Here is a 6095-nt window from a genome sequence, read left to right on the forward strand (position 1 = left end):
CGAACGTCGTAGAAGCCGGATCGTACGGGAACAATGAGGTGCCGCATGGATGTGCTGGACGTGACCCGGTTGCAGTTCGCCGTCGTGACGATCTATCACTACTTCTTCGTCCCGCTGTCCATCAGCCTGGCCGCGGTGGCCGCCGGTCTGCAGGTGGCGTGGATGCGCACCGGCGACGCGCGGTGGCGCGACCTCACCGTGTTCGTCGGCAGGCTGCTCATGGTCACCTTCGCCGTCGGCGTGGTCACCGGCCTCGTGCAGGAGTTCCAGTTCGGCATGGCCTGGAGCGCCTTCGCCCGCTTCTACGGCGACGTCTTCGGTCCCACCCTGGCGGTGGAGGGCATGCTGGCGTTCTTCCTGGAAGCCACCTTCCTGGCACTGTGGCACTTCGGCTGGGATCGCCTCCCTCGCCCGCTGCACCTGGCCTGCATCGGTCTGGTCGCGGCCGGGACCGTGCTGTCCGCCTTCATCATCCTGGCGGCCAACTCGTTCATGCAGAACCCGGTCGGGTACGCGCTGGACCCGGCGACCGGCCGCGCCCGTCTGACCAGCTTCACCGACCTGATGCTGAACAAGGTCAACCTGGCGGCGTTCCCGCACACGCTCAGCGGCGCGGTGATGGTCGGCGGGGCGCTGCTGCTGGCCCTGGGCGTGTGGCGGCGGCACGCCGACCCGGAATTCGGCACGCTGGCCCGGCTCGGCGCCTGGCTCACCGCAGCCGGCGGCGCCCTCACCGCCGTCACCGGCGACCACCTGGGCAAGGTGATCACGCAGGTGCAACCGATGAAGATGGCCGCCGCCGAGGCACTGTACGCGACCACCACCGGCGCGCCGTTCTCGCTGTTCGCCGTCGGCGCGCCGGGCAGCGACCGGCCCTCGATCAGCATCGAGGTGCCGAAGCTGCTCAGCATCCTGGCCAAGGGATCGCCGGACGCCACCGTCTCGGGCATCGACGACCTTCAGGCGCAGTACGTGCAGCAGTTCGGCCCCGGCTCGTACGTGCCGATGGTCCCGGTCGCGTTCTGGTCCTTCCGGGCCATGATCGGGGTCGGCATGCTGGCCATGGCCGCCGCGCTCGGGTATCTCTGGCTGACCCGGGGCGGGCGCGTCCCGCACCGCATGCTGCGGCGCGCACTGCCGCTGATCCCGCTGCTGCCGGCCGCCGCCAACACGCTGGGCTGGATCTTCACCGAGACGGCCCGCCAGCCGTGGCTGGCGTTCGGCCTGTTCACCGTCGGCGAAGGCATCTCCCCCGGCCTCACCCGGGGCGAGGCGATCACGTCCCTGCTCGGCTTCACGCTCGTCTACGCCGTGCTCGCGGTCCTCTGGCTGCGGGTGGTGCGGCACCTGGCACGCCAGCCCCTGCGGGCGGCCGGCGACGCCGAGCCGTCGGCCACCGCCGAGCCCGCACCGGTCTACTGAGGACGGTTTGCATGATCACTTTCTGGTACGCCGTGGTGGTGCTCGCGTGGGCGCTGTTCTTCGTGCTCGAAGGGTTCGACTTCGGTGTCGGCCTGCTCGCCCCGCTCCTGGGCCGCAACGAGCATGAACGCGGGGCCGCGATCAGCACCGTCGGGCCGTTCTGGGACGGCAACGAGGTCTGGCTGGTCGCCGCGATCGGCGCCACGTTCGCCGCGTTCCCCGCCTGGTACGCCGCCCTGCTCTCCGGGCTCTACCTGCCGATGGCCGCGGTGCTGCTGCTGCTCGCGCTGCGCGGGGTGGCCCTGGAGTTCCGCGGCAAGGGCGACGGCGCGCGCTGGCGGCGGGCCTGCGACACGGTACTCGCGGTCAGCTCCGGCGGCATCGTGCTGCTGTTCGGCGCGGTGCTCGCGGCGACCGTGAGCGGGCTGGCCCTGAACGCCGACGGCGAGGTCACCGGCACCGGACCGCTGCGCAGCCTGGCGCCGCTGGGCGGAAGCGCCGCGCTGGCCGGGGCGGCCGGTTCGCTGGCCGCCGCGGCGCTGCTCGGGGCGACCTTCCTGGCGCTGCGCACCACCGGACCGGTGCGTCGCCGGGCGCGCCGGGCGTCGGTCACGCTGGCCTGGACCCTCGCGGCGGCGTGCGTGGCGGCCACCGGCGCGGGCCTGCGCCAGGCGGCCGTCGGGGTGCTGCTGTGCGCAGGGATCGCGTTGTTCGCGCGTACCGGTAAGGAGGCGACCGCGTTCGCCGCCGCAGCCGCCGGGGTCGCCGCCGCGGTGATCGCGGTGTTCACCGCGCACGGCGACGTGCTGCTGCCGAGCACCCTCTCGCCGGCCTGGTCGCTGACCCGTGCGGCGAGCGCCGCGACGCCGGACACGCTGCGGCTGCTCACCGTGGCGGGCGTGGTCATCCTGCCAGGGGTGGTGGCCTACCAGGCATTCTCCTACTGGGTGTTCCGCCGCCGGGTGTCCAGCGAACGGGCCACCACCCGATGAGCGGCGGTTCCGGCCCGGCCGGCCGTCCCGCGGGCTCGAACCGGCCGCTCGACCCGCGGCTGTTGCGCCACGCCCGGACCAGCCGCGCCGGGATCGCCGCGCTGGCGCTGATCGGCGCCGCGCAGGCCGGTGCGGCGGTGCTGCTCGCGGCCGGGCTCACCACCGCGGTGACGGGCGCCCGCACACCGGCGGTGGCGATGCTGGCCGGAGCATATGCGGCACGCGCCGCGCTGGCCTGGACGGAACAGGTGGTCGCCCAGCGGACCGCCGCCCGGGTCACCGACGAACTGCGCCGGGCCGCGATGGCCGCCGTGCTGCGCCACGGCCCGGCGTGGACCGAGCGGTTCGGGACCGGACGGCTCACCGCGGTGCTCACCCGCGGGCTGGACGCGTTGCGGCCCTGGTTCACCGGTTACCTGCCCGCGCTCGCACTCGGCGTGCTGCTGCCCCCGCTGGTGATCGTGGTGATGGCCGTGGTGGACCCGCCGTCGGCCGTGATCGCGCTGCTCACCCTGCCGTTGGTGCCGGTGCTGGGCGCGCTGATCGGCACGGCCACCCGAGCGCGGGCGCAGGCCCGGTGGGCCGCCGACGCGCGCGTGGCCGGGCATTTCCTGGACGCGGTGCGCGGACTGGCGACCCTGCGGCTGTACGGGCGCGCGCACCGCCAGGCGGCGGTGGTGGCGGAGATGACCGACCGGCACCGCGACGCCACCATGCGGGTGCTGCGGGTCGCCTTTCTCTCCTCGACCGCTCTCGAACTGCTTGGCACCCTGGCGGTCGGCCTGATCGCGGTGGAGGCGGGCCTGCGGGTGGCCGCGGGGACTCTCGCGCTGGCGCCGGCGCTGCTGGTGATCCTGCTGGCGCCCGAGGCGTACCGTCCGCTGCGCGAGATGGCGGCCCGGTTCCACGCCGCGGCGGACGCGGGCGCGATGATCGCCGACGTGGACGAGATCCTGCGCCCGGTGCCGTCGCCGGATCGCACGGCGGCCGGGTCTCGTGTCGCCATGCCGGGAGGCGTCGCCCGGGTGACCGCCATCGGGCTGCGGGTGCGCCACCCCGGCGCGGCCGCGGACGCGCTCGCGCTGGACCGGCTGGACGCCGCGGCGGGTGAGATCGTGGCGTTGCGCGGACCGTCCGGGGCGGGCAAGACCACCGCGCTGCGGGTGCTGGCGGGCATCCAGCGCGCCGACGCCGGACGGGTGACGATCGCCGGGCCGTCGCCGCTGTACCTGTCCCAGCGCCCGGTCCTGCCGCACGCGCGCACCGTGGCCGAGGCGGCCGGCCGTCTGGATGCCGGTGCGGACCCGGCGGACGTCTCGCCGGAATCGGACCGGCGGGTCCGTGCGGTGCTGCGTGGCGCCGGGCTGGACGGTGAGCTGGCGCCGGGGGTCCCGCTGGGCGAGCACGGGCAGGGCGTGTCGGCCGGTCAGCGGCAGCGGCTCGCCGTGGCCGCGGTGCTGGACGAGAGCCGGCGAACGCCGGTGACGCTGCTGCTCGACGAACCCACCGCGCACCTGGACGCCGACGCGGAACGCCGGGTGGTCGGCGACCTGCGCGCCGCGGCCGACCGCGGATGCGCGGTGGTGGTGGCCGCGCACCGGCCGGCGTTGCTGGCCGCCGCGGACCGCGTCGTCGACGTGCGCCCGCCCGCCGTTGCAGTGCGGGCGCACGGGCCGGAGCGGGCGCACGGGCCGGCAGGGGCGGACGGGCCGGAGCGGGCGGTCCGGGCGGACTTTCCCGCGGATGCGGCCGCCCGGACGGATCCGGCATCCGCCGCCGGAGCACGTGCCCCGCTCGCCGGGGCGGTCGCCGCCGGGGCCGCGTCGTGGCTGGCCGGCATCCTCCTCACCGGCGCGGCGGCGTGGCTGCTGGTACGCGCCGCGGACCGTCCGCCGGTGCTCGCCCTGTCCACCGCCGTGGTGCTGGTGCGCGGCAGCGCGGTCGCCCGCCCGCTCCTGCGGTACGTCGAGCGGCTCGCGGCACACCGGGCGGCGTTCGCCCGGTTGAGCGTGTGGCGATCCGGCGTCTACCGGGCGCTCGTGCCGCTGGTGCCCGGCGCCCGGCCGCACCGCCGGGGCGAGCTGCTCACCCGGGTGGCCGACGACGTGGACGCCCGCGCGGACGGGTTGCTGCGCGGGTGGCTGCCCGCCGGGGCGGCGGTCGGCACGTTCGCCGTCGCGGGCGTCGCGGCGGTGCTGGTGCTGCCCGCCGCCGCCGCGCCGCTGGCGGCCGGGCTGCTGGTGGCCGGCGTGGCCGCCCCGGCGATCACCGTGCGGCAGGTCGCGCGCGACGAGGCCGCCACCGGCGCCGCGCGGCACCGGCTGCGCGACGCCGTCGTGGAGACCGTCGACGGCGTCGAGGAACTGGCCGCCCGCGCGGCGCGGCACGACCCGGTCCGCGCGCCTTCGCCGGGCCCCGCCGCTGCGGCGATCCCGGCCGATCCGGTCCTCGCGGTGCCGGACCGGCGCAGCCGCGCGCTGAGCCGCATGCAGGCCCGCGCCGCCCGCGCGGCCGGTCTGGGCGCGGCCGTGGGGCATGCCGGATGGGGCGCCGCGGTGATCCTCACGGCCGTCCTGGCGGATGCCGCGGATCTGAGCGCCCCGTGGGCGGCGGTGCTGCTGCTGGCGGCGGGCGCGGCGGGCGAGCCGGTCGCGGTGCTGACCGACGCGGCGGAGGCGCGGCGGCGCGGCGCACTGGCCCGGGAACGGCTGACCGCCCTGGCCGGCTCCGCACCACCGGGGGCGGGCCCGAACCCCGGCCCCGCCGGACCGGGAGCCGCCGGACCGGGAGCCGCCGGACCGGGAGCCGCCGGACCGGGAGCCGCCGGACCGGGAGCCGCCGGCGACGCGGAGCCCGGACGGGTGCATGCCGACGGGCCGGCGGTCACCGTCCGGGGCCTGGTCGCCGGATGGCGGCCGGACGGCCCCGCCGCCCTGCGCGGGCTGGACCTCGATCTCGCCGCCGGCGAACACGTCGCCGTCCTCGGCCGGTCCGGCAGCGGCAAGTCCACCCTCGCGGCGGTGCTGACCGGATTCCTGCCACCGCGTGCCGGCACGGTCGTCGTCCGCGCCGCGCCCGGCACCGGCGACCGCCACGCCGGCATCCGCGCCGGGCTGGTCAGCGACGACGCCGATCACGTCTTCGCCACGCGCGTACGGGAGAATCTGCTGCTCGCCCGGCCCGGCGCAACCGACGCCGACCTGCACCAGGTCCTCGCCCGGGTGGGTCTGGCCGGATGGTTGTCCGGCCTGCCGGACAACCTGGACACCTGGCTCGGCTCCGGCGGCGGAACCCTGTCGGGAGGCCAGCGCCGCCGCCTGGCGACGGCGCGGGCGCTGCTGGCGGACCCGGCCCTGCTGATCCTGGACGAGCCCACCGAGGGGCTGGACGAGGCGGCCGCCGGAGCGTTGATGGCGGACCTGCTGGGCGCGGCGCGGGGACGCACGGTGCTGCTGCTCACGCACCGGCGCGACGGCCTGGACCTGGTGGACCGGATCCTGCACGTGGAGAACGGACAACTGCGGCCCGCCCGCGCAGCGGCCAGCCGGACACCGTCCTACGAACCTCGCCACGAGCCAACCCGACCCTGACACCCCGCCCCACCCCCGAGCGCCGCGCCCTCCCGCGCTGCCCCGCCCGGCGCCCTCCCGCGCCGCGCCGTCCCGCGCCCTCCCGCGCCGC

The 6095-nt window shown here is 77.0% G+C and carries 3 protein-coding genes; all 3 read left to right on the top strand.

The features are described 5' to 3' along the window. Positions 1 to 45: 45 nt before the first annotated feature. Genes IEY73_RS29740 through cydC form a run of 3 tightly spaced genes read left to right on the top strand, consistent with a single transcriptional unit; the run spans position 46 to position 6004 of the window. Positions 46 to 1422 (top strand): cytochrome ubiquinol oxidase subunit I, encoded by a 1377-nt coding sequence (locus IEY73_RS29740; RefSeq protein WP_189082665.1) that lies wholly within the window; start codon positions 46 to 48, stop codon positions 1420 to 1422. Positions 1423 to 1433: 11 nt separating this feature from the next. Continuing rightward, complete coding sequence (gene cydB, locus IEY73_RS29745) at positions 1434 to 2414, top strand: cytochrome d ubiquinol oxidase subunit II (RefSeq protein ID WP_189082666.1); 981 nt, start codon at positions 1434 to 1436, stop codon at positions 2412 to 2414. Further along, positions 2411 to 6004, top strand: a complete 3594-nt coding sequence (gene cydC / locus IEY73_RS29750; RefSeq protein ID WP_189082667.1) for a thiol reductant ABC exporter subunit CydC — start codon at positions 2411 to 2413, stop codon at positions 6002 to 6004. The genes cydB and cydC overlap by 4 nt, the downstream gene beginning before the upstream one ends. Positions 6005 to 6095 lie beyond the last annotated feature (91 nt).

Source organism: Mangrovihabitans endophyticus, assembly GCF_014646155.1.
In the GTDB taxonomy this organism is placed as follows: Bacteria; Actinomycetota; Actinomycetes; order Mycobacteriales; family Micromonosporaceae; genus Actinoplanes; species Actinoplanes endophyticus.